General features: G+C 39.7%; 23 protein-coding genes and 1 CRISPR repeat array. Of the genes, 12 read left to right on the forward strand and 11 right to left on the reverse strand.

All coding sequences use genetic code 11. The annotated features are described in order from the left end of the window. The first annotated feature begins 277 nt into the window (after window positions 1-277). Genes fruB through ACJHV0_RS01660 form a run of 3 tightly spaced genes read left to right on the forward strand, consistent with a single transcriptional unit; the run spans window position 278 to window position 4,414 of the window. On the forward strand, window positions 278-1,753 hold the full coding sequence (gene fruB / locus ACJHV0_RS01650; RefSeq protein ID WP_483133198.1) for a fused PTS fructose transporter subunit IIA/HPr protein: 1,476 nt from the start codon (window positions 278-280) through the stop codon (window positions 1,751-1,753). Between the two features lie 9 nt (window positions 1,754-1,762). After that, window positions 1,763-2,695 (forward strand): 1-phosphofructokinase, encoded by a 933-nt coding sequence (gene fruK / locus ACJHV0_RS01655; protein WP_483133199.1) that lies wholly within the window; start codon window positions 1,763-1,765, stop codon window positions 2,693-2,695. Between the two features lie 60 nt (window positions 2,696-2,755). Beyond that, on the forward strand, window positions 2,756-4,414 hold the full coding sequence (locus ACJHV0_RS01660) for a fructose-specific PTS transporter subunit EIIC (RefSeq protein WP_483133200.1): 1,659 nt from the start codon (window positions 2,756-2,758) through the stop codon (window positions 4,412-4,414). A 55-nt stretch (window positions 4,415-4,469) separates the two neighbouring features. Here the strand turns inward: ACJHV0_RS01660 and rarD are convergent, their stop codons facing one another. Continuing rightward, window positions 4,470-5,333 (reverse strand): EamA family transporter RarD, encoded by an 864-nt coding sequence (gene rarD / locus ACJHV0_RS01665; protein WP_025235758.1) that lies wholly within the window; start codon window positions 5,331-5,333, stop codon window positions 4,470-4,472. Window positions 5,334-5,475: 142 nt separating this feature from the next. Here rarD and ACJHV0_RS01670 point away from each other — a divergent pair, with 142 nt between their 5' ends. The 3 genes from ACJHV0_RS01670 (at window position 5,476) to ACJHV0_RS01680 (ending at window position 7,474) form a co-directional block, all read left to right on the forward strand. Beyond that, window positions 5,476-6,060, forward strand: coding sequence for a LemA family protein (locus tag ACJHV0_RS01670; protein ID WP_483133201.1), 585 nt, complete (start codon window positions 5,476-5,478; stop codon window positions 6,058-6,060). An 80-nt stretch (window positions 6,061-6,140) separates the two neighbouring features. Next, entirely contained in the window at window positions 6,141-6,599 is a 459-nt protein-coding gene (locus ACJHV0_RS01675) for a TPM domain-containing protein (RefSeq protein WP_334235757.1), read from the forward strand. Then, window positions 6,596-7,474: a TPM domain-containing protein gene (locus ACJHV0_RS01680; protein WP_483133202.1), complete on the forward strand. Its 879-nt coding sequence runs from the start codon at window positions 6,596-6,598 to the stop codon at window positions 7,472-7,474. Before ACJHV0_RS01675 ends, ACJHV0_RS01680 begins: the two co-directional genes overlap by 4 nt. An 83-nt stretch (window positions 7,475-7,557) precedes the next feature. On the opposite strand, the gene ACJHV0_RS01685 is transcribed toward ACJHV0_RS01680, so the two are convergent. After that, complete coding sequence (locus ACJHV0_RS01685) at window positions 7,558-8,628, reverse strand: PhoH family protein (RefSeq protein ID WP_334229453.1); 1,071 nt, start codon at window positions 8,626-8,628, stop codon at window positions 7,558-7,560. Between the two features lie 14 nt (window positions 8,629-8,642). Next, window positions 8,643-9,368 carry a fatty acid metabolism transcriptional regulator FadR gene (gene fadR / locus ACJHV0_RS01690; RefSeq protein ID WP_025235754.1) on the reverse strand — a complete coding sequence of 242 codons (726 nt, stop codon included), beginning with the start codon at window positions 9,366-9,368 and terminating at the stop codon, window positions 8,643-8,645. 139 nt (window positions 9,369-9,507) lie between these two features. Here fadR and nhaB point away from each other — a divergent pair, with 139 nt between their 5' ends. The 5 genes from nhaB to brnA all read left to right on the forward strand — a co-directional run bounded on the left by nhaB (window position 9,508) and on the right by brnA (window position 13,587). Further along, a complete protein-coding gene (nhaB, locus tag ACJHV0_RS01695; RefSeq protein ID WP_025235753.1) occupies window positions 9,508-11,049 on the forward strand; it encodes a sodium/proton antiporter NhaB in 1,542 nt (513 codons plus the stop codon). A 66-nt stretch (window positions 11,050-11,115) separates the two neighbouring features. Then, the gene (gene dsbB, locus ACJHV0_RS01700; protein WP_334235755.1) at window positions 11,116-11,655 is read left to right on the forward strand and encodes a disulfide bond formation protein DsbB; all 540 of its coding nucleotides are present in this window, start codon (window positions 11,116-11,118) and stop codon (window positions 11,653-11,655) included. A gap of 75 nt (window positions 11,656-11,730) precedes the next feature. Further along, window positions 11,731-12,921, forward strand: a complete 1,191-nt coding sequence (gene metC, locus ACJHV0_RS01705; protein WP_483133203.1) for a cystathionine beta-lyase — start codon at window positions 11,731-11,733, stop codon at window positions 12,919-12,921. A gap of 143 nt (window positions 12,922-13,064) precedes the next feature. Further along, on the forward strand, window positions 13,065-13,361 hold the full coding sequence (locus tag ACJHV0_RS01710; protein ID WP_483133204.1) for a BrnT family toxin: 297 nt from the start codon (window positions 13,065-13,067) through the stop codon (window positions 13,359-13,361). Further along, on the forward strand, window positions 13,345-13,587 hold the full coding sequence (brnA, locus tag ACJHV0_RS01715) for a type II toxin-antitoxin system BrnA family antitoxin (protein WP_025235749.1): 243 nt from the start codon (window positions 13,345-13,347) through the stop codon (window positions 13,585-13,587). The genes ACJHV0_RS01710 and brnA overlap by 17 nt, the downstream gene beginning before the upstream one ends. Before the next feature lie 29 nt (window positions 13,588-13,616). Here brnA and ACJHV0_RS01720 read toward each other — a convergent pair whose 3' ends face one another. The 3 genes from ACJHV0_RS01720 to ACJHV0_RS01730 form a co-directional block, all read right to left on the reverse strand. Beyond that, complete coding sequence (locus ACJHV0_RS01720) at window positions 13,617-14,705, reverse strand: 5-methyltetrahydropteroyltriglutamate--homocysteine S-methyltransferase (RefSeq protein WP_334248268.1); 1,089 nt, start codon at window positions 14,703-14,705, stop codon at window positions 13,617-13,619. Between the two features lie 155 nt (window positions 14,706-14,860). Then, window positions 14,861-15,502 carry an orotate phosphoribosyltransferase gene (gene pyrE / locus ACJHV0_RS01725; protein ID WP_483133205.1) on the reverse strand — a complete coding sequence of 214 codons (642 nt, stop codon included), beginning with the start codon at window positions 15,500-15,502 and terminating at the stop codon, window positions 14,861-14,863. Between the two features lie 57 nt (window positions 15,503-15,559). Then, complete coding sequence (locus ACJHV0_RS01730; RefSeq protein WP_483133206.1) at window positions 15,560-16,402, reverse strand: 23S rRNA (adenine(2030)-N(6))-methyltransferase RlmJ; 843 nt, start codon at window positions 16,400-16,402, stop codon at window positions 15,560-15,562. Between the two features lie 64 nt (window positions 16,403-16,466). Between ACJHV0_RS01730 and ampD the strand changes: the two genes are divergently transcribed. Then, window positions 16,467-17,018: a 1,6-anhydro-N-acetylmuramyl-L-alanine amidase AmpD gene (gene ampD / locus ACJHV0_RS01735; protein WP_334233013.1), complete on the forward strand. Its 552-nt coding sequence runs from the start codon at window positions 16,467-16,469 to the stop codon at window positions 17,016-17,018. Window position 17,019: 1 nt separating this feature from the next. Here the strand turns inward: ampD and rluA are convergent, their stop codons facing one another. The 5 genes from rluA to cas2 (ACJHV0_RS01760) form a co-directional block, all read right to left on the reverse strand. Further along, the gene (gene rluA / locus ACJHV0_RS01740) at window positions 17,020-17,688 is read right to left on the reverse strand and encodes a bifunctional tRNA pseudouridine(32) synthase/23S rRNA pseudouridine(746) synthase RluA (protein ID WP_334233015.1); all 669 of its coding nucleotides are present in this window, start codon (window positions 17,686-17,688) and stop codon (window positions 17,020-17,022) included. Window positions 17,689-17,697: 9 nt separating this feature from the next. Further along, a complete protein-coding gene (gene rapA, locus ACJHV0_RS01745; RefSeq protein WP_483133207.1) occupies window positions 17,698-20,610 on the reverse strand; it encodes an RNA polymerase-associated protein RapA in 2,913 nt (970 codons plus the stop codon). Between the two features lie 135 nt (window positions 20,611-20,745). Then, a complete protein-coding gene (gene cas2 / locus ACJHV0_RS01750; RefSeq protein ID WP_483133208.1) occupies window positions 20,746-21,042 on the reverse strand; it encodes a CRISPR-associated endonuclease Cas2 in 297 nt (98 codons plus the stop codon). Between the two features lie 9 nt (window positions 21,043-21,051). Continuing rightward, window positions 21,052-22,113 (reverse strand): CRISPR-associated endonuclease Cas1, encoded by a 1,062-nt coding sequence (cas1, locus tag ACJHV0_RS01755; protein WP_483133209.1) that lies wholly within the window; start codon window positions 22,111-22,113, stop codon window positions 21,052-21,054. An 11-nt stretch (window positions 22,114-22,124) separates the two neighbouring features. Beyond that, window positions 22,125-22,409 carry a CRISPR-associated endonuclease Cas2 gene (cas2, locus tag ACJHV0_RS01760; protein WP_483133210.1) on the reverse strand — a complete coding sequence of 95 codons (285 nt, stop codon included), beginning with the start codon at window positions 22,407-22,409 and terminating at the stop codon, window positions 22,125-22,127. A gap of 243 nt (window positions 22,410-22,652) precedes the next feature. Next, window positions 22,653-23,620: a CRISPR direct-repeat array (repeat unit 38 nt; unit sequence GTCTTAATCCCTTTGAAACAGGGCTGTGTCTTTCGACT). Window positions 23,621-24,390: the final 770 nt, after the last annotated feature.

Here is a 24,390-nt window from a genome sequence, read left to right on the forward strand (position 1 = left end):
TTGCTTAAACGTTTAATACTCATATTTTAGTAGTTCTACTCTATCACTAAATAAAAATAAAAGAAGTAGATTTATTCTGTTTTTTGACACAAATCACAAAATAATTTTTATAACTAAATCGATTTAGTTCGTGAATAAAGAATTAACCACCAAATTTGTGAGCTAGATCACATTTTCATAAATTTTAATTTTATTTAGCTATAACGGTTTAGCAAAAATAGAGTAAACTAGCTCGCAAATTTAGTTTTAAAAATCAACCTTAAAATAAGGAGTTAAAATGCTTAATTTATCGGCAAAAAACATCCGTTTAAATAGCTCAGCAAATAGCAAAGAAGAGATTATTCGCCTTGTTGCAGCTGAATTAGTCGCAAATGGCAATGTTGCTGAGGGCTATGAAAGCGGAATGCTTGCCCGTGAAACCCAAACCTCAACTTTTTTAGGTAATGGCATTGCCATTCCACACGGTACATTAGATACCCGTGATTTAGTAAAAGAAACAGGCGTGCAAATTATCCAATTACCAGAAGGTGTTGAATGGGGAGAAGGCAATAAGGCTTATGTCGTTATCGGTATTGCAGCAAAATCAGATGAGCATCTAACCTTACTTCGCCAACTTACTACCGTTTTAAGTGATGAAGACGCCGCAAACCAACTTGCAAAAACACAAAATCTTGATGAATTTATTGCGGTTTTAAGCGGTAAGAAAAATCTCCCTACTCTTTGTGAAGAGCTTGTCTCCTTAAACGTTGAATCTTCAAGCCTCATTACTCTCTCTGCAATTAACGCAGCAAAACTACAAGAAAAAGGCTATGTTTCCCAAGCATTTATGAGTGATGTGATTTCAAACAATGCTTTAAATTTAGGCAACAATCTATTTATTACAGATTCAGCCAAAGGCAACCAAGCCAACGGCTTAGCCGTTGCTCGTAATATACAAGGTCAAACGCTAGTTACCGTTGCTCAAACAGATAGCAGCTTACAATCTCTATTAGCTCAATTATTAAAAGCAGACGTTCGTACTCAATTTGCTAATGCGAATGCCGCTCAAATTATCGCTTTATTAAAAGGCGAAACAGCAGAATTAAACACTCAAGCTTCTGCAAGTAACCAAGTTATTGGTACATTTACCATTCGTAACGACAACGGCTTACACGCTCGCCCGGCAGCACTTCTAGTGCAAACGGTTAAACCATTCACATCAAAAATCACGGTTGAAAACTTAGACCGTAGCACACCACCAGCAAGTGCAAAAAGTGCGATGAAAGTGGTTGCTTTAGGAGCAAGTAAAGGACACCGTTTACGTTTTGTAGCTGAAGGTGATGATGCACAACAAGCGATTGAAGCATTACAAAAAGCAATTACCGAAGGTTTAGGCGAAAGTGTTTCTTTTGTGCCGGAAATTGAAGATACGATTGAAAGTGCTTCTGTTTCTACACCGGTTCAAGCTGAAGCAGCTACTGTATCTGCTCCTGTAGAAAACCAAAAAGAAGCGACATTCGTGATTAAAAACGAACACGGCTTACACGCTCGTCCAAGTGCCGTATTAGTAAACGAAGTGAAAAAATTCAATGCAAAAATTGAAGTGCAAAATGTTGATAAAAATTCACCGCTTGTCAGTGCTAAAAGCCTAATGAAAATTGTTGCCTTAGGTGTAACCAAAGGCACAACGCTGCGTTTTGTGGCAACAGGCGATGATGCTGAAGCGGCTCTTACTGCCATCGGTGCAGCAATTGAAGCAGGTTTAGGCGAATAAGGAAAAATTATGCGTATTGCAACTGTAACTCTAAACCCTGCCTTTGACTTAGTCGGACGACTAAAACGCATTGAAATTGGCGAAGTAAATACCGTTGAAACTTTAGGCTTATACCCTGCCGGTAAAGGTATTAATGTGGCAAAAGTGCTTGCTGATTTAGGCACAAACCTTGCTGTAACAGGTTTTTTAGGCGAAGAAAATCAAGGCGATTTCGTTAATGCGTTTAAACAGAATGGTTTAAATGACGAATTTTATCGTATTCAGGGTAAAACCCGCATCAACGTAAAAATTACTGAAATCGAAGCAGATGTAACCGATCTTAACTTCTTAGGCTTTGAAATTTCAGCTCAACACTGGGAAAACTTTGTCGCACAATCTTCCCAATGGAAAGATAAATTTGACTTAATCGCAGTTTGTGGCTCTCTCCCTCGTGGAGTAAGCCCGGAGCAATTTGCCGAGTGGTTGGAATCTTTACATCAGCAAGGGTTAAAAGTGGTGTTAGATACAAGTAATGCGGCTCTAACCTCTGGTTTAACCGCTCACCCTTGGCTAATCAAACCAAACCGCCGAGAGCTTGAAGTATTAGTGGGTCGAGCATTAAATTCAACCGAAGAGATTATTGAAGCAGCCCAACAGTTACGCAGTCAAGGTATTGAAAATGTCATTATTTCAATGGGTGAACAAGGTTCGCTCTGGCTCAATAATGAAGGCGTGTTACAAGCTCAACCACCTCGTTGTGAAAATGTGGTGAGTACCGTAGGTGCAGGCGATTCAATGGTAGCTGGTTTGATTTACGGTTTTTCTCAAGATTGGGATAAAAGCCAAATCCTTAAATTTGCTTCGGCAACTTCTGCAAATGCAGTTGCTCAAAGCAACGTGGGAGTGGAAGATCGTAAAGTGATTGATGAACTTGCAGAACAAGTAAAAATTGCAGAATTATAAAATATAGGGACGTACTTCGTGCGTCCTACAACGAATTTTATTTACATATAGGAACTCCAAATGAATATTTCTTTTGTCTTCCCTCAAACACTTGGTAACGCTCGCCGTTTCTTAGTGAATGAAGTATTAAGCACAGCCGCTAAACAGCAAGGCTACAATGTTGTACCTGCCAACCAAGCTGATTTTGTTGTGTTATTTGATAATAACATCACCGCAGAAGCAGCTGGTAAGAAAGGAGCAATTTTAGATTTAGAGCAAGCCTTTGCTCAACCTGAAACCAGCCTTAAACAAGCGGTCGAAAATGCACAAATTTTTGCAAATGCCACTACTACACCAACAATTTCTACTTCAGGCGTGAAGAACATCGTTGCAGTTACTGCTTGCCCAACAGGTGTGGCTCATACCTTTATGTCTGCCGAAGCGATTGAAAACTATGCGAAAGCTCAAGGCTGGAATGTGAAAGTTGAAACTCGTGGACAAGTGGGTGCTGGCAACCCGATTTCTGCGGAAGAAATTGCCGCAGCTGACTTGGTTTTCGTTGCCGCTGATATTGATGTGGATTTAGAGAAATTCAAAGGCAAACCGATGTATCGCACATCAACAGGTTTAGCTTTAAAGAAAACCGCCCAAGAGTTTGAAAAAGCCTTTTCACAAGCTAAAGTTTACGAAGGTGGTGTAGCAAAAGCCGATAATGCAGAAGCTGCAACAGGCGAGAAAAAAGGCTTGTACAAACACTTAATGACAGGCGTTTCGCATATGTTACCGCTTGTTGTTGCAGGTGGTTTGTTAATTGCTATCTCATTTATGTTTGGTATTGAAGCATTTAAAGATGAAACCATCGCAGGCGGATTACCGAAAGCATTAATGGACATCGGTGGCGGTGCAGCATTCCACTTAATGATTGCCGTATTCGCAGGCTATGTAGCCTTCTCTATTGCTGACCGCCCGGGTTTAGCGGTAGGTTTAATTGGCGGTATGCTGGCAACCACAGCCGGAGCTGGGATTTTAGGCGGTATCGTAGCGGGTTTCCTTGCCGGTTATACAGTGAAATTCTTAAACAGTGCAATCCAACTTCCACCAAGTTTAACTTCACTTAAACCAATTTTAATTTTACCGCTATTAGGTTCAGCCATTGTTGGATTATTAATGATTTACTTCATTAATCCACCGGTGAAAGCATTAATGGACGCATTAGTAGAATGGTTAAACACAATGGGGCAAACCAATGCAATCATTTTAGGTATTGTACTAGGCACTATGATGTGTACCGATATGGGTGGTCCGGTGAATAAAGCGGCTTATACCTTCGGCGTGGGCTTAATTGCTTCACAACAATATATGCCAATGGCAGCGGTAATGGCAGCAGGTATGGTGCCACCAATTGGTATGGCTATTGCTACCTTAATTGCTCGCAACAAGTTCAACACCAACCAACGTGATGCGGGTAAAGCCTCATTTGTGCTAGGTTTATGCTTTATTTCAGAAGGTGCATTACCTTTCGTGGCAGCAGATCCTATTCGTGTAATCCTAAGCTCAATCTTAGGTGGTGCAACCGCAGGTGCAATTTCAATGGCTTTAGGCATTACCTTACAAGCCCCTCACGGTGGTTTATTCGTCATTCCATTTGTATCACAACCATTAATGTATTTAGCTGCAATCGCAATCGGTTCAGTAGTAACAGGTGTGGTTTACGCTACAATCAAACAAAAAGCGGAATAATTTACGAACAAAAAACGGAGCTAATGCTCCGTTTTTATTTTTATGTAATAGAAATTCACTTTCTTTCACGAAAACTATCCCAACTCAATAATCCAATCGAAACCAGCAAGCAGACCATTAAAATATAGGAGCTGGAATCCAGTGTTTCGCCGATAGCAAATGAAATCAGTAACATTACCAGCGGTTCAACATAGCCTAGTAATCCCAATACATTAATTGGCAGTAAATTACTGGAGGCAATGTAAAGAATAAAAGCACTACCGCTCACTAAACCGAGTAATGCGAGGTAGAAATAGATATTTGGGTTTTCAACAACAACTTGGCTCATTTCTACTTGACTGAGATAATACAAGGCGAAAGGAAGCACCAGCAATAATTCCACAAAAAATGTGGCTAAGTTATTGATTTGAAAATAGCGGCGAAGGGTAATATAAAGCGGATAGCCCAACCCAGCTACCCAAGTTGCCCAAGAAATTGAGCCTGAAGCAATCAAACTGCTACCAACGCCAATCATTGCAAAACCCAGCGAAAACCATTTTAACGGAGTGAACTGCTCCTTAAACACAATTTTACCGAGTGCGACTGCCACAATCGGTAACAAAAGATAACCAATCGAAACTTGCAACGCCTGCCCGTGATTAGGAGCCCATAAAAATAACCAAAGTTGTACACCTGTATTAAACGCAAGCAGTAAAATAATCGCTACAAGCGGTGGATTTTCACGAATTTTTTGCAAAAGCCCATAAAAATGCTTATGTTGCTTAAACAATATAATGGCAAAAAGGATAAATGGAATAACAACAACTATCCGAAAGCCAAACATCGCCTCGCCATCTAACGGGCGAAGTAAAACCGCAAAATAATAAACGATTCCAAACAATAAATTTGCCGAAAGTGAGGCTAAAATTCCTTTAAGCATTTGGCTTTACCATTAAAATTTGTAAATAATTCTCTGTCTTTTAATATGGTATGCAAAAATTTGTAAGTAATCTAGCTATATCGGCATTTTACCTATACAATAAACGTAATTTTTCACTCTCTTTTATTTATAGGACCTAATAATGAAAAAGATTTTTTGGATTTTATTGATCGCTGTTCTTGCTATTGGCGGTTATTCATTAACAAAATATAACGATTTAATGCGTGCGGAAGAAGACATCAATTCCGTGTGGGGTAATGTAGAATCTGCGTATCAACGCCGTGCGGATTTAATTCCAAACCTAGTAAACACCGTAAAAGGTCAAGCTAACTTTGAGAAAGAAACCTTAACTTCTGTGATTGAAGCTCGTGCGAAAGCAACTGCGGTAACCATTGACCCAAGCAATGCAACCGAAGAGCAAATGGCGAAATTCCAAGAAGCCCAACAAGGTGTAAACTCTGCCCTTTCACGCTTATTGGTTTCAGTTGAGAAATACCCTGAGTTAAAAGCACACGATGCGTTTTTAAACTTACAAGCACAGTTAGAAGGTACAGAAAACCGCATTAACGTTGAACGCAATAACTTCAACGAAAAAGTGAAAGAATACAACAAGCAAGTGCGTGAATTCCCAACTAAATTAGCAGCAATGATTATGGGCTTTAAAGCAAAACCACAGTTCAAATCTGAAGCAGGCTCGGATAAAGCACCACAAGTAAACTTTAACTAAGTTGTATTAAATTATCTATATTTTAAAGCAATAAGCTCTTTCAAATTCGGTGCTTATTGCTTTATTTTTAAGGGGATCAAATGGGATTATTTTCTTTTCTTTCTAATCAATTACCTATTGATACTAAACTTATCGAACAAGCTATCGCCCATTTAGAGCAGCATACTTCTGCGGAATTGCGTGTGGTAGTAGAGCGAAAAGCCAAGATCGAGGAAATGCAAAATGCGGCTATGGTGCGTGCAAATCAACTATTTGATGAACTCAAAATGCGAGAAACCACACAACGTAACGGCGTGTTGATTTATCTCTCATTTAAACCTCACTATGTTGCTGTAATTGGCGATGAAGGTATTCATCAAAAAGTAGGCGATGATTTTTGGCAAAAAATCTATCAAACAATGTGTATTGATTGCCAAAACGGTAATTATACTCAAGCAATTTGTGATGCCATTAAAATTGTGGAAGAGCCATTAGCCCACTATTTCCCTTATCAAGAAAATGATCAAAACGAGTTGTCTAATGAGGTGGTAATAAAATGATGAAATCTATTTGCAAAATTTCTCACTTTTTTGACCGCTTGTTATTCGTTCTACTGGCAATATTTAGTGTAAATGCAGTAGCGGTAACTTATCCCGAGCTGCCAAAGCCGTTTTATTACATCACGGACTACACTAAAAACACGCTAAGCCAGCAAGAATGGCGAACCTTAGAAGATGCGTTAATTGCTAACCGTGCTAAAACAAGCTCGCAAATTGCCGTCGTAATTGTACCTAGTACGGAAGGCGAAGCGATTTCTACCTATGCACACACCTTATTTAATAAATGGGGAATTGGGCGTAGCAAAAACAACGAAAACAACGGGGTTTTATTACTGATCGCCAAAAATGATCGCAAACTCTTTATTGCAACGGGGCGAGGGTTAGAAGGAGCATTGCCGGATGCCATTGCATCAAGCATCATTCGAAATGACATCACCCCATTCTTCAAACAAGATCAATATGCAGCAGGGATTGCTCGTGGATTATCAGCTATTATGGCAGCCATTAACGGCGAATATGCTCCTTATGCAAGTTATGGTGAAGAAGCTCAAGAAGCATTTGATGATATTGACGGATTACTCTTTTTCCTCTTTGCAGGAATGGTGATCTTCCTCATATTCCGCCCACGCGATAATACCTACATTAGCCCAAGCTCAATGGATCAATTAGGGAAAGTGCTAAGGGAAAGCCAACGTAGAAGTGGCGGTTTCGGCAGACACTCAGGTGGATTTGGTGGTGGATTTGGTGGTGGCTTCGGCGGCGGTCTAGGTGGTGGATTTGGCAGAGACTCCGGCGGCTTTGGCGGTAGTTTCGGCAGTGGCGATAGCTTCGGTGGTGGCTCATCAGGCGGTGGCGGTGCCGGTGGAAGCTGGTAATTCCACTTCAGTTCCGATATAAGAATAGCACAAAATACAAGCGGTCAAATTTGCAAAAAATATCACAAATATGACCGCTTTCATTATAATAATTCCGCTTGTGCCAGAATTTTTTCTTGCTCTAGGGCTAGTTTTTCCAATTTTTTCTGTTCTCGTCTTTCTTCATCAATAGCTTCCCAAGCATCATAGGCTTGAACAATTTTCGCAACCACCGGATGGCGGACAATATCTTTGCTGTCAAAGAAGTTAAAGCTGAGATCAGGTACATCTTTTAGCACTTCCATTGCGTGCTTTAAGCCTGATTTTTGGCTACGGGGCAAATCCACTTGGGTAACATCACCCGTAATTACTGCTTTAGAATTAAAGCCAATACGGGTTAAGAACATTTTCATCTGTTCGGTGGTGGTGTTTTGGCTTTCATCTAAAATGATAAAGGCATCATTTAGCGTTCGCCCACGCATATAAGCAAGCGGAGCAATTTCAATCACACCTCTTTCCATCAATTTTTGAGCTTTTTCAAAACCAAGCATTTCAAAAAGAGCGTCATACAATGGGCGTAAATAAGGTTCGATTTTTTGCCCTAAATCACCGGGTAAAAAACCTAGCTTCTCCCCTGCTTCAACCGCCGGGCGGGTCAACAAAATACGGCGGATTTCTTGGCGTTCTAAAGATTCCACCGCAGCTGCTACCGCTAAAAAGGTTTTTCCTGTACCTGCCGGTCCAATACCAAAGCTGATATCGTGGCTTAAAATATTGCGAAGGTAAGCTTGTTGATGCTCTCCTCGAGGCTTAATTACTCCCCGTTTGGTTTTAATTGCGATATCGCCTTGCGTACTTGCTTGCCATTGGTTTTGCAGTAACATTCGGCTTTCTTGAATGGCTAAATGTACGTCTTCTAAATCCAACTCTTTGATTTTGCCTTTAATTGGTGCAGTTTCGTTATAGAGCTGCTTGATTAGCTTTACACTATTTTGAATAAGACCGGCAGAGTAATGGTTTTCGTCTGCGGATTGAATGGTAAAGTTAAACCCTTGACGGGAAATAACTAAGTTGAAACTTTTTTCGATAAGAGCTAAGTGCTCGTCAAACGCACCGCAAAGTGATTGCAGACGTGCGTTTTCTTGAGGTTCTAAACTAAAAATAATTTCGTTCAAAGCGTTGCCTTTTGTTACAGTTCGCCGAAATTTTCGGGAATATTTGCGGATAATTTCTTCCAAATTTCACCGCTTGATTGGCGGCTTTTCGCCATACAAGCGGTCGCTTTTTCGCTATCTTTTGCAATACAGGCTGCCAGTAGCGAGCGGTAAAAATTTAAGGTTAATTGACGGTTGTTCGGGTCATTAAAAAATATTTTCGCCACTTGATGATACATAGATTTGAAACTGTTTAAAATCAAGGCATAAACAGGTTTATTCGCTAAAAAGGTAAACTGCCTGAACAATTTATAATCAAATTCTGCATAAGCTACCGCAGTATTTTCCAAATTATCTAAACCATCAAAGAGTTTTGCACTTTCTTCGGGTGCAAGTTTAACCGCTTCGGGAATATAAGCTTCTGCCATACGGGTTCGTAATGAAACGACATTTGAAATCACGACAGGCAGATAGTTTTTATCTAACTTAATAATAGTGCCAATAATATTCGGACCTGCGGTTTCCCAGATATAATTTACTCTGGTGGGTTTGCCGTGCTGAATGCTCAACCAGCCTTCACGAGCTAAGCGTTGTAATACTTCTCTTAGTGTAGTTCTTGTTACCCCAATACGTTCAGCCAATTCACGTTCAGCAGGAAGGTCAGATCCCGGAGGAAAATGATTATTCCAAATACTTTTTACAATATATTCTTCCGCTAATGCTGCCGGGCTCTGTGCTTTCAAAATGCTAGTGTTTTCCATTAGCTCCCCCAAAATATTATGTTTAAATACACTGTTTTTATTTATGATCAATTATTGTAAATAAAAAATGAGTTATCCTATTATCCTTTAATCTAAACTATATTACAATTGCAATATTATTTCACTTTTGGAGGTTCTTATGAGTAACATTGACGCTCTTTTTAAGAGTTTCTTAGGGAAAAGCCCTGAGTGGTACAAACTCTGTATTTTAGCATTTCTAATTATTAACCCTCTCATTTATTTCTTCATTAGTCCTTTCGTGGCAGGTTGGTGTCTGGTTGCAGAATTTATTTTTACCTTGGCAATGGCGTTAAAATGTTACCCTTTGCAACCAGGTGGATTACTTGCCATTGAGGCAGTAGTTATCGGTATGACTAGCCCTCACCACATTAAACACGAAATTATGGCAAATTTTGATGTTATTTTACTTCTGATGTTTATGGTAGCGGGTATCTATTTTATGAAGCAACTTCTGCTGTATATTTTTACCAAATTGCTTATTGCTATCCACTCAAAAAAAATTCTCTCTCTAGCTTTCTGTTTAAGTGCTGCTTTCTTATCTGCCTTCCTTGATGCTCTAACCGTAATCGCAGTGATTATCAGCGTAGGAACAGGTTTCTATGGGGTATACCATAAAGTTGCATCGGGCAATAGTTTTGAAGACTCAACCGATATTACCAATGATGAGAAAATTCTCACTCGTAAAGAAATTTTAGAACAATTTCGTAGTTTTTTAAGAAGTTTATTAATGCACGCCGGTGTCGGTTCTGCTCTAGGTGGTGTGATGACAATGGTGGGCGAGCCGCAAAACTTAATTATTGCTTCACAAGCTGAATGGGGATTTATTGAGTTTTTATTACGTGTTCTACCTGTTAGCTTACCTGTGTTAATTTGCGGTGTTGCAACGTGTTTTATTGTTGAAAAGTACAAATTATTCGGTTATGGAGATAGATTACCTCGCCGTGTTTGGGTTGTGCTTGCTCGTTATAATCAATTAAAAGAGCAAAAAATGACTAAGCAAGATAAGCTAAAAATGATCGTACAAGCCATTGCCGGTGTTTGGTTGATTATTGGTTTAGCATTACACCTTGCTGATGTAGGCATCATCGGTTTAACTATTATCATTATTTGTACGGCATTCTGTGGCATTACCGACGAACACGCTTTAGGTAAAGCATTCCAAGAATCAATGCCGTTTACTGCATTGTTAATTGTATTTTTCTCCGTTGTAGCAGTGATTATCGACTTAAAATTGTTCGAGCCGATTATCAGCTTCGTTTTATCAGCTGAAGAGCACTCACAACTTGCGTTGTTCTACATCTTCAACGGTTTATTATCAATGATTTCAGATAACGTGTTTGTCGGTACAGTATATATTAATGAAGCAAAAGCGGCACTCACCTCTGGTGTGATTAATCGTGAACAGTTTGACTTAATTTCAGTTGCTATCAACACCGGGACAAATTTACCGTCTGTAGCAACGCCAAACGGGCAAGCAGCGTTCTTATTCTTATTAACTTCTTCGTTTGCTCCGTTAATCAAACTCTCGTACGGCAGAATGGTATATATGGCTCTGCCTTATACCATTGTACTTTCAATTGTTGGCTTCTTGGCATTGGAATTTTTACTGCCATCAATGACTGAAGTGATGTTGAATTGGGGCTGGATTATTACACGTTAATCTAATATAGATAAGCTATACCAAATAAGGTAGAATGAAAGCGTTTCATAAATATGAGGAATCATTATGCTCCATTATTTTAAAAATCTATCACTCTCTCGTGGTGCGTGGTTTTTTCTGGTATTAAGTTGTATTGTGCTAGAAGGTATCGCTCTATACTTTCAACACGGAATGGGCTTAGTGCCTTGCGTAATGTGCATTTATGAACGTGTCGCTTTATTTGGTATTTTATTTGCAGGTGTATTAGGTTTTCTTGGTAATCGATACACCGTTCTACGATGGTTAGCGATTCTAATATGGCTGGGGAGTGCCTTTAAAGGCTTAACGCTGGCACTTAAACATCACGATTATCAAGTTAATCCGTCGCCTTGGAATCAATGCGAGTTTAAGGTCGATTTTCCGCAAACATTGCCGCTTGATAAATGGTTACCGGACGTTTTCGCACCCGGTCCTGTAAATTGTAGTCAAAGCCAATGGGAAATGTTTGGTTTTTCTATGGCACAATGGTTAATCTTCACCTTTGCAGTTTATCTGATTTTTGCTGTGATTGTGTTAATCAGTCAATTTAAACGCAGCCGACAAAAAAACAGTTTTATTTTCCGTTAATACGGATTACAAGCGGTAAGATTTTGCAAAAAATTTGTAAAATCTTACCGCTTGTTTATTTATTAGGAGAAAAGAATGTCTAACTATAAAAATCTATCCACTAAACTTGTTCATACAGGGCGTAAAAAACGCTACACACAAGGGGCGGTTAATCCTGTTATCCAGCGTGCTTCGTCCTTAGTTTTTGGATCATTGGAAGAAAAAAAATATGCTACCCAAAACCGTTATAAAGGAGCTTTATTTTATGGGCGACGTGGCACACTGACCCATTTTTCACTCCAGGAAGCAATGTGTGAATTAGAAGGTGGGGCGGGTTGCTACCTCTACCCTTGCGGAGCCGCAGCGGTAACAAATTCCATCTTAGCCTTTGTGGAACAGGGCGATCACGTTTTAATGACAGGAGCAGCTTATGAGCCAACTCAAGAATTCTGCGATGTGCTGTTAAAACGAATGGGAATTTCCACTACCTATTACGACCCTATGATTGGAGAAGGCTTGAAAGCCCTTGTTCAACCTAACACTAAAGTGCTTTTTTTAGAGTCGCCAAGTTCGCTTACAATGGAAGTGCCTGATATCCCAACTTTGGTGAAAGTAGCTCGTGAAGTGAACCCTGAAATCGTGATTATGATTGATAACACTTGGTCTGCCGGTGTACTTTTCCCTGCACTTGAATACGGCATTGATATTTCTATTCAAGCAGGCACGAAATATTTAGTTGGACATTCTGATGTAATGATTGGCACAGCGGTTTCTAACGCTCGCTGTTGGGATCAATTACGTGAAGGCTCTTACTTAATGGGACAAATGGTTGATGCCGATTCTGCCTACACCACCGCTCGCGGCTTACGTACCTTAGGCATTCGCTTGAGCCAGCACGAGAAAAGCAGTATTGAAATTGCAAATTGGTTAGCACAACGCCCTGAAGTGAAAGCGGTTTACCACCCTGCTCTTGAAAGTTGTCCGGGTAACGAGTTTTTCAAACGAGATTTTTTAGGATCAAGCGGTCTATTTTCATTTGAACTTTGCGAAAAGCTCTCACAAGAAAAATTAGCCAATTTCTTAGAACATTTTGAATTATTTTCGATGGCTTACTCTTGGGGTGGGTTTGAATCCCTCATTCTTGCCAACCAGCCTGAAGAAATCGCTCGAATTCGCCCGGCTATTGAGCGGAAACTAACTGGCACATTAATTCGCATTCACGTTGGTTTAGAAGCCGTAGAAGATTTAATTGCCGATCTTGCACAAGGTTTTGAGCGTATTAAGTAGCTACTCCTCCAATTAGACTATGTCAATGATTAAAAGTGATTTTCTCGATCTCTGTCGAAAAAATCACTTTTCCATTTTGAACCTCTTCTCCATTTTATTTATGCTAGTACTCCATATTGTAAAAGGTATAAAAAAGGAATACTATGTATATTGAATTAAAATATACCGAGCCACTTTTATTTGAGTATGACCCCAATAAAAGTATTAGCAATTTTAACAAACACGGTATTGATTTTGAGCAAGCTAAGTTACTTTGGGAAGATGATCAAAGAGTAACTCTTGTATCTCGTTCAGATATAGAACTTCGCTACTTAACTATCGGAAAATTAAATGGTAAACATTGGAGTGCATTTTTCACTATGAGAAATGACACTATTCGTCTAATTTCTGTTAGACGCTCACGCAAAAAGGAAATATCTTGCTATGAAAAACACCATTAGTGCAGAAGAACTAGAACGTATTTTTGATGAAGGAAAAGAGGACGTTCTTCAATATTTTGATCTTTCCACCGCCCAACGACCGGGAATGATAAAACGAGTGAATGTAGATTTTCCTCATTGGATGGTTGAAGCATTAGATAAACAAGCTCGTCATTTAGGTGTACCTAGACAAGCATTAATTAAGATGTGGATTGCCGAAAAATTACCCGCTCACCCAATAAAATAGCAAGCAGGTAATTTTATATATTGGGGAGATTAATCCTCTCCCCAAACTTCTTTGGCGATTTCCTCCACAAAGCGAACTTTTGCCCATTGCTGAGCTTCAGACATAATATTGCCTTCCTCTGTCGAAGCAAAACCACATTGTGGACTTAGGCAAAGTTGCTCTAACGGCACATATTGTGCAGCTTCGGCAATGCGAGCTTTGATAGCTTCTTTATCTTCTAATTCAGGGAATTTCGAGCTGATTAAGCCTAACACCACACGCCCTTTATTGTTAGCGAAATGTTTTAACGGCTCAAAACCGCCTGAACGCTCATCATCATATTCTAAGAAATAACCATCATAGTTGGTTTGAGCAAATAAACCATCAGCGATTGGATCATAAGCCCCGGTTAATAAATAAGATGATTTATAGTTACCACGACAAACGTGTGTGGTAATAGTCATATCCGCCGGTTTATCGGCTAAAATCGCTTGAATATTGGCAACCGCTTGAGCTTTATCCGCTTCAAAAGTAGGTTGCTCAAAGTTGTTACACAGCGATCCCCAATACACATCATCAATTTGTAAATAGCGACAACCTGCATCATAAAAAGCTTTAATCGCTTCTTTATAGGCTTGTTGCACATCTTTCGCAAATGCTTCACGATTTGGGTAAATACCGTGATCCCATTGAACCGGATACATCAACTGGTTCGGGCTTGGAATAGTAAATTTCGCTACCGCACGCCCATCTACAATGGCATTAAATTTTTTGAAATGTTCAATAAACGGGTGGTTTGGATTCCACGACACTTTGCCACAACAACGAGTATTGTAAGGACGAACTTCAACGCCTTTAAACGCATAGGCTTTTTCCGGCACATAGCCCTCAATACCATTTAGATTTTCCAAGAAGTCGATATGCCACCAAGAACGATGATACTCACCATCTGTAACCACTTGAATGCCTGCATCTAACTGAGCTTGCACTAATTTTTTTACTTCTGCGTCTACAATTTCATCACGCTCTTCCAGTGAAATTTTGCCTTCTTTATAGTCTGCGTGAGCTTTTTTCCAAGCCTCTGAACGTAAATATGAACCCACAGTATCTGCGTGAAAAGGTAATTTTTTGTCCGTCATTGTGTTTCTCCAAACTCATTAATATTGAGTAATATCCTAAGCCAATTGTGATCTACTCACAATGAATTTATCCATTTTTTCGCTGAAAAAATCTCAGCTAAATATGAAAATTATTCATAATATAATGATACAAGCGGTCTTATTTTCGCAAAAATTTACACACCATATTTTTCACGATATTCACACATCTTCGGCAAATAAGGGGCATATTGTGGCGATTTTTCAATAAAGGAAACCAAATCATCAAAATCCACAATCGAGAACACTTGGCAGCCATAATCACGTTCAACTTCTTGAATCGCTGAAAGCTCGCCTTTACCTTTTTCTTTACGGTTTAATGCAATTAACACACCAGCTAATTCAGCATTGTTGGCGTTGATAATTTCCATTGATTCGCGAATTGCTGTGCCTGCGGTAATCACATCATCCACCAATAAAATTTTACCTTTCAGCGGTGAACCGATTAAGTTACCACCTTCACCGTGATCTTTCACCTCTTTGCGGTTAAAGCAGCAAGGCTTATCCACATCGAATTGATTAGCAAGGGCAACTGCCACAGTAGTTGCAATCGGAATGCCTTTGTAGGCAGGACCAAATAGCACATCATACTCGATGTTTGAAGCTTGAATTGCTTGTGCGTAACATTCCCCTAATTTGGCTAAATCACGCCCAGTGTTGAAAAGCCCTGCATTGAAGAAATAAGGGCTGATTCTGCCTGATTTTAGGGTAAATTCGCCAAATTTTAAAACATTGCGGCTGAGGGCAAATTCGATAAAGTCGTGTTTATATTGTTGCATCGTTTTTTCCTGTTCTGACAAGCGGTTATTTTTCTCAAAAATTTTACTTTGTATAAATTACTCAGGCGTAATCCATTCTACCGTCCAAGAGCCTGTTCCTTCCGGCACAAGCACTTCGGTTAAATAAGGCAGAATATTTTTCATCTGTTGTTCAAGCTGCCAAGGTGGGTTGATTACAATCATTCCACTTGCGGTCATACCTCGTTGATCACTGTCAGGACGAACCGCAAGTTCAATTTGCAAAATTTTACGGATTCCGGTTTCCTGCAAACCACGCACAATGCGTTTAGTGTGTTGGCGTAACACCACCGGATACCAAATCGCATACACGCCTGTCGCAAAACGTTTATAACCTTCTTCAATCGCTTGCACCACCAATTCATAATCCTCTTTTAGTTCATAAGGTGGATCGATTAGCACAAAGCCTCGGCGTTCTTTTGGCGGTAAAGCCGATTTTAGCTGCTGAAAACCGTTTTCACGTTTAGTCTGCACGTTTTTGGCTTTGGCAAATTCTTGGCGTAATAATGGGAAATCGTTAGGGTGAAGTTCGGTCAAAATCGCTCGGTCTTGCTCACGCAGCTGCTGAACCGCTAAAAGTGGTGAACCTGCGTAATATTTGAGTTTTCCGCCACGATTAATTTTCTTCAGTTCATCAATGTATAAAGCGATTTCTTCAGGCAAATCATTACGTTCCCACAGGCGGGCAATACCTTCTAAATATTCCCCTGTTTTTTCGGATTCAAAGCTCAGCAAACTGTAACGCCCAACACCCGAGTGAGTATCAAGATAAAGAAAGCCTTTCTCTTTCTCTTTTAATGAACGTAAAATCAAAAGTTGAACGATATGTTTTAACACATCTGCGTGGTTGCCTGCGTGGAAACTGTGGCGATAACTGAGCATAATTTTCTCTTTTCTTGTAAAATATAGTTAGACGTAATTTTACCGTATTTACCCTATTTAAACTATGCAAAAATTGAAAATTCAGAACGGCTGTTTAGTTCATCAAAAACAAGTCCCCTCTCCCCATTTTAGCCAACGCCCGAGTGAAAATGATATTTCATTATTGGTTATTCACTATATTAGCCTTCCCCCCGAAGAATTTGGTGGTAATTTTATCGATCTTTTTTTTCAAGGCAAACTTGACCCAACTCTTCACCCTTATTTTGAAGAAATTAAAGATCTTCGAGTATCTGCCCATTGTTTAATTAATCGTAAAGGCGAAATTACTCAATATGTAAATTTTAATGATATGGCGTGGCACGCCGGAGTGTCTTGCTTTGAGGGGCGGGAAAAATGTAATGAATACTCGATTGGTATTGAACTAGAAGGGAGTAATAATCAACCCTTTACCAAAGCACAATATCAATCGTTGGCGAAACTCACGCAAGTTATTCAGAAAAGCTACCCACAAATTACCGATGAGAGAATCACAGGGCATAGCAATATTGCCCCAGAACGAAAAATCGACCCAGGGCAATATTTTGATTGGGAATATTACAGAAGCCTGTTGAGATAACTTAGAACTCTGGCTCTGCACTAAACGTCATTAACTCGCCCGTAATCGGGTGAGTAATAGTAAGCGATTCTGCGTGTAAACATAAGCGAGGCGAAAGGCTTTTCGCTAGTGGATTAGCATAAAATTTATCGCCGATAATCGGATGCCCCAGTGCCAAACTATGCACCCGCAATTGGTGCGAACGCCCTGTAATCGGCGTGAGTTTTACACGAGTGGTATTATTGGCGTTATGAGCCAAAATTTCATAATGGGTAATCGCTTTTTTACCTCGCTCATAGCAAATTTTTTGACGGGGACGATTTTCCCAATCACAAATTAACGGAAAATTCATTTCGCCTTTATCACCCACTTTCTCGCCTAATTTTCCCCAAAGTAACGCAATATAGTGCTTTTTCGGCTCACGATCACGAAATTGACGTTTCAATTCCTTTTCCGCTGCTTTGCTCAGTGCAAACAAAATAATACCGCTTGTTGCCATATCAAGGCGATGAGCCGGTTCGGTAAAACCATATTTTTTCTGCACTCGGGTCATCGCACTATCATAATATTCAGGTTGGCTACCCGGTACAGAAAGTAAACCACTTGGTTTGTTTAAAACTAAAATATGATTATCCCGATAAACCTCGTTCAAAAAAGGCTCGAGCGGTGGGTTATATTCAATTAATGCCATATTTTTAAGCTACTCTTTATTACTCACAATCACACGCAAGCAATCCAAACGGTAATTTGCAAGGGCGATTTGTGCTAATGTTTCGTTGAGTTGTTGCTCTAATGCCTCAACTTCATCAGCTCGAATATTTTTATTTACCATCTTGAGGGATTCCAAGCGGTGTAATTCTGCTTTTAATTTACTATTTGCCTCAAATGTTGCGGTTTCAATTACTTCTTGTACTTGAGGTAGCACGGCTTTTTCACTTGCTTTAATCAGTTTCTCAATATCTGCCCGTGCCATTTTCGCAATTTTATTTGCCATCTGCTTATTCACAGGTTTTAACTGGCGTTCAAGCCCTGCAAAGGAAACCTGTGGAGCAATGTTATTACCTTTGTTATCCACTAAAATGCGAATTGGTGTTGGTGGCAAGAAACGCGTTAAATTCAAGCCTTTTGGGGCTTGTGTTTCCACAATATAAATGGCTTCAAGTAATAATGTACCGGCAGGTAATTTATTATTCACCAACAATGAAACTGCTGATTTCCCCATATCGCCAGAGGTAATTAAATCAATGCCGTTGCGGATCATCGGGTGATCCCAAGTTAGAAACTCCACATCTTCACGCATTAGGGCTAATTCACGATCAAAGGTAATGGTTGTCCCCTCTTCCGACAGCCCCGGAAAATCCGGTACTAACATATGCCCTGTTGGGCTAATCACAATGCTCTGCTCGCCTAAATCTTCTTGCTCCACGCCAATCACATCAAATAAATTCAGGGCAAAATTTACGAGGTGCGGATTATTATCTTCTTTAGCGATATCTGCTGCAAGCTGTTGAGCGGTTTCTCCACCATTAGAATTGAGTTCTAATAATCTATCTCGCCCTTTTTCTAATTCTGTTTTCAATTGTTGCTGGCGTTTATGCGTTTTCGCTAAAAAGTCATCAAATTGCTCTGAAAATTCAGGTTTTTTCAAGAAAACTTGTAATTCTTCATTAAATTCACGGAAAATCGCCGTTCCCATCGGACAGGTTTCTTCAAACGCATTTAAGCCTTTGTGATACCACTCCGCCAACATTTGCTGAGCCGACAAATTAAAGCACGGCACATAAATTTGGATATCGTTTTTCTGCCCGATACGGTCTAAACGCCCAATACTTTGTTCAAGCAAATCAGGATTATCCGGCAGGCTAAACAGTACCAAATCTTTAGCAAATTGGAAGTTACGCCCTTCTGAACCAATGCTTGAACTAATCAGCACTTGAGCACCTTCTTCTTGTTGAGCAAAATAAGCCGCTGCTTTATCACGCTCAACAATCGACATTTTCTCGTGGAATACTGCCGAGCGGATCGCCTCACGCTCACGTAGAACTTGCTCTAACGCAATCGCCGTATCCGCTTGTTTACAGATAACCAACACTTTTTCTTCACGATGATTTTTCAAGAAGGTAATTAGCCACTCAATACGAGGGTCAAAATCTGCCCATTTAGCATTTGGGTTCATTCGCTGGAACAAGTATTCCGGATAAAGTAAATCCGTTTGGCTCAAACTCCCCATCATACCCATCACTTTTAACGCATTTTGGTATTGTTTCGGCATTTCCAAGCTGATTTGATGATATTCACGATGAGGGAAACCTTTCACGCCTTGACGGGTATTTCTAAACAATACGCGGCTTGTTCCGTGTCGGTCAATCAGCTCACTAATCAACTCTTGTCTGGCTTGCAAGCGGTCATTTTCGTCCGATTTTTTGCTATTGATCGCTCGGAACATCGGCTCGGTATCCTGCTCGCTTAGCAATTCTGCAATGGTATTCTGCTCGTCATTTGTGAGAGGCTTATCATTTAATAATGTCGCCACCGCATCCGCAACGGGCTGATATTGCGTTTGCTCCGCCACAAAGCTGTTATAATCATAAAAACGATCGGAATCGAGCAGAGCTAGGCGAGCAAAATGGCTCTCTTGCCCTAGTTGCTCAGGCGTTGCGGTTAAAAGTAAGACCGAAGGAATACTTTTCGCTAAATTTTCGACAAATTGATAACCCACCGAAGGTTGTTCTTCTGACCATTCTAAATGATGAGCTTCATCAACAATCATCAAATCCCACCCGGCATCAAGCACCTGTTTTGCTCGCTGTGGTGCGGTTTCCAACCAGTTCAGTGAAGTAATCACTAAAGATTCACTTTCAAATGGATTCTCGCTGGCATTCTCACCGTTTTCATCTTCCTTATCAAAATCACTACAACGTTCTTCATCAAATAGCGAAAATTTCAGATTAAAACGGCGGAGCATTTCCACCAGCCATTGATGTTGCAGGCTTTCCGGCACGAGCACCAGCACACGCTCTACTCTGCCACTAAAAAGCTGCTGTTGTAAAATCATTCCCGCTTCAATGGTTTTTCCTAAACCCACTTCATCAGCAAGTAAAACACGCGGCGATAAACGCTGCCCAACTTCTTTAGCAATGTGTAATTGATGGGGAATTAGGCTGGCTCGAATACCACGCAAGCCTCTCAAAGGCGATTGATACTGAGCTTGTTGATGCTCTAACGCACGAAAACGTAACGCAAATCGATCACTACGATCAATTTGTGCCGAGAAAAGTCTATCCTGTGGCTTGCTAAAGCTAATTTTGTGATCGAGTTGCATTTCAGGCAAAACAGCCTCTTCTCCATTATCGACCCTTTTTCCCAAATAAATCGCAACACCTTGATTTTCAACTACATCTACAATATCAAGCTGCCAACCTTCAAGGCTATTAATTCTATCGCCTGCTTGAAACTGCACACGGGTTAAAGGGGCAACAGAAATAGCATACACTCGCTCTTCTTCCGCTGCGGGGAAATTAATGGTAACAGTGCGATGATCCACCGCTTTCACAATACCTAAGCCTAAATTATTTTCCGATTCACTTAGCCAACGCTGACCGATTACAAACATTGATTCCTCTAATTTTTTATTCGTTATTTTTAGGTCGCATTTTAACAAATTTCAGCCCTCGCCTGCTCAACTATTTTTGCAAAAAACGGCAATAAAAAGACCGCTTGTAAAACCTTTTACGATATTTTCGCACACTCATTTAGCTATCCCAATAGTATTTATTGGCAAAGCAGTCCAAATAATTCCTTCCGGTAAAATCGGTTTACCTAAATGCCACTGTTTTGCTCCTTTTTGTAAGGGATAAATCCTCAAATCATCTTGCTTTTTATTAAATACATCTAAAACTTCATTTAAACATGCTTTTAGCTCTTTTATGCTACCATCCAATAAAAAAACACTATATTGAATAGGGGTTGCATAAGCCGTCATACGTTTATAAATCTTTTGTAGTCGTTTGGGATCACTAATATCATAACCAATCAGATATTGCATATTACCCTCCTAAAAATTAAATACCCAATCCGCTAACATCGTGCGTTGATTAAAATAATAGCTTTCTAATAAAACATTCCAGTTTGGCTTTTCTAACTCGGCAATATCCTTTTCTCGTCTTTGGGGGGTGTTTCCATTTCGACATTCTTTAAAAATTTTCACTAAATCAAAACAATTTTCTGTGAGTATTTTTCGCCAATTTGCAACCTGTTTCTCATAGGCTTGATAAAAATGCACTCGTCCTGCTTTTCCTAGAAAACAGCCTTCCTCGGTAATAGAAAAATGTTCTACACGTAATATTTCACTGCGAAAACAGCCCAATAGCCAATTATCAACCAAAGGACGTAGCGGCTCAATCAAATCACAGGCTAGTGATTCTCGTCCATAATCTAACGAATGATAAAAACCGATATAAGGGTCTAAGCCGGTACCATAAGAAGCAAGAACAGCTTCACTGTGCAACAATGTATAAATCAGCGATAATACCGCATTAAAAGGATCACGTGGTGGGCGACGGTTTCTACCGTCAAATTTCAATGAAGGCGGTAAATATTGGCTTAATGCGGTAAAGTAAACACTTGCTGCCCGTCCCTCAATGCCACGTAATGAAGGTAATGATGATTGCTCCTTTATTTTACCAATCAATCCATCTAGTTCTTCCGCCTTAGGCACTAACAATACTTTTTTATCTAATCTGGCATTCGAGGCCTGCCACAGCCAATTTTTCTGAATAAGTAATTTCAACTGTATAAGTTTCTGAGCAAGGGCTAAGCAAAACTCTTCATTATTCGCAAGCTCATATTGAGCAAGCCGACGTTCCGCATCATTATGTGGCTGGGAAACAAATAAAGTAGGTATATTTTTGCGGCTGGAGAGACAAATTACACCTATATTCCTCTCCCCTAGTTTTGCCAGTAGTGAGGCTTGAAGAGTAACATCTCCTTTCAGATAAATTCTTTCAATAGGTGCTAAAGGAATTGTGCCAATACGTTCATTGTTTTCATAACAAATTAAAGCATCGCCGGATAATTTTAGGCTGGCACCTTTGCGGTCAATATATAAGCTAGACATAGCTCCTCCTATTAAACCAAAAGAAAAGGTTGAGTAGATTGTAGAAAGGCTTTACCAAATAACATCGGTTCAGTATCAGAATAAATTTGAAAAATCACTATACGATCCTCAACTTTATTGATGAGTTCACCAATTTCCTGCTGAAAACGAATGAGTTCGTGATTGCTCAACCAACATTCATAAAAAGATTTTTGCCCACCAATTGCATAAGCCTCCACCTTTTTATGCACTCTATAAAGCCGCTTATGATCAGCTATATCATAGGCAACTAAATAACGATCACGCTGAGTATTCATTACCCCTCCTTCTTTCAAAGTTGCAATCATACTCATACAACAACATTCAAATTATGGCGTATGTTCATACACCACATTTCATAATGCGATTTGATATATGTATTATAAACCTAGCAATAGTGGCAGAAGAAATTTACAAATTTGTAAATTTTTAGACGAAATTAACCGCTTACAGCCCAAAATAATTAATTTCATTTTCTTCAAAACAATATTATTGGTACAGGTACTGAATAATCTTATACCGTCTTAATCCCTTTGAAACAGGGCTGTGTCTTTCGACTTAGAATTTATGAACTGTTGCAGACAAGAAAAGAGTCTTAATCCCTTTGAAACAGGGCTATATCTTTCGACCCTGTATTATCTGCGATTGATCGCAAAATGCAGTCTTAATCCCTTTGAAACAGGGCTATATCTTTCGACGAATGCGAATTCCTGTTCGTCGACGACAATCAGTCTTAATCCCTTTGAAACAGGGCTGTGTCTTTCGACTAACAATGAGATTGTTAATGCTAAATGGGTCCATCGGTCTTAATCCCTTTGAAACAGGGCTGTGTCTTTCGACTTGAATTTAGCAACAATAATGAAGTTGATTTAACGTCTTAATCCCTTTGAAACAGGGCTGTGTCTTTCGACTACTATTGATAACGTTGATAATAACCCAGAAAGAGTCTTAATCCCTTTGAAACAGGGCTGTGTCTTTCGACTTTTCCGTGCATTGCAAAGTGAAAATTACGATAACAGTCTTAATCCCTTTGAAACAGGGCTGTGTCTTTCGACTTGGTTGGGCAAAAAGACCTGATGGCTTGATTGAGTCTTAATCCCTTTGAAACAGGGCTGTGTCTTTCGACTAATGGCTAGAAATACTTATCAAGTAATGGGTAAAGAGTCTTAATCCCTTTGAAACAGGGCTGTGTCTTTCGACCCTGTATCTCTGATCCGTGAGTGTATCGAGCTTAGGTCTTAATCCCTTTGAAACAGGGCTGTGTCTTTCGACCAATTACATTGACGGAATTTGAAGAGATTTATCAAGTCTTAATCCCTTTGAAACAGGGCTGTGTCTTTCGACGATTAAACTGCCGACAATAGCTACACGTACTCGAGTCTTAATCCCTTTGAAACAGGGCTGTGTCTTTCGACAGAACTTGCTGCAAAAGCCGGTTTAGGTAAATAAACGTCTTAATCCCTTTGAAACAGGGCTGTGTCTTTCGACTGCAACGACCTAAAATTTGCTTATCATTCAATAAGTTAAAATAAGCCTTCCCAAGAGTTGTCCAACTTCGTGGATTTAACTGTTGACTTGATGAAATTTTCATCAAAAATCCTTGTTTGTACAATCAAAAACAAAACGAATTTTAACATAAATCCGTGTTTTTGCGAATAATTAGGGATTATTCCCACTCTAATTGAGTAAGAATATCCGCTAGAATCTCTTCTACAACATCCCCTAACATATTTCTCCTTTTTATTCCCTCTAGCTAAGCCAATGCCAAGCACATACTAAATTTAAAGCTACTACTCCCATTTTCATCCAGCACTCTACTTTTTTATTTTTAAACTGTAATCCCAATAAATCAAACATTTTTATCTCCCTTTAGCTCAACAAATGAATAACAAGTGCTACCAAAGCAATAATATCGGACACACTTAAAGCAATATTTAATACTCTATCTAACATATTATTTCCTTCCCATACCATAAAAATGGGGCTATTTCGCCAGCCCCTCGCGGCTAATCTCTTAGCTCTCGCGGATTGCGTCCGCTACCCCTGCTACAAAAGCAGCTGCTGCGATATACCACATATTGTCCTCCTTAATTAACTCCAAATAACCTGTGGAATTAACGGCTTCCACCCGCCGTGGACATTAGTCCATTAGCTTTTTCGCAAGCTCTTTGCCTGCTTTATAAGCCACTGCTGTCACTAATACTTCTAACATATTTTTTCTCCTATTTAATTAAACAAACAACCTATATTTCCGCATTA

Source organism: Mannheimia sp. (assembly GCF_056854775.1).